Source organism: Leifsonia sp. HAY1-4F (assembly GCF_056755275.1).
The window spans coordinates 1-229 of sequence record NZ_JBNDHX010000745.1; the positions used below are offsets into that span (position 1 = coordinate 1).

Annotated in this window: 1 protein-coding gene; it reads right to left on the bottom strand. The window is 67.2% G+C overall.

Annotated features, from left to right (window positions below; all coding sequences use genetic code 11):
• A partial coding sequence (locus ACPYOG_RS21180; RefSeq protein ID WP_481296001.1) for an aminotransferase class III-fold pyridoxal phosphate-dependent enzyme occupies nucleotides 1-229 on the bottom strand: 229 nt, incomplete at both ends.

The following is a 229-nucleotide window of genomic DNA, read 5'->3' on the forward strand; positions in this document are numbered from 1 at the left end:
GCCGACCCCTGCCTGGACCTCGTCCATTATGAGGATGATGCCCATGGTGGGCGCGCGATCGCGCAATCCCTCGAGGAAGCGCGGCGGGGTGGGAAGGTAGCCGCCGTCGCCGAGGACCGGCTCGAGGATGAATGCCGCCGTGTCCTGGGGCGAGGAGACCGTCTGCAGCAGGTAGTACAGTTCGCGGAGTGCGAAGTCGACCGTAGTCTCCGGATCCCCGCTGTAGCGG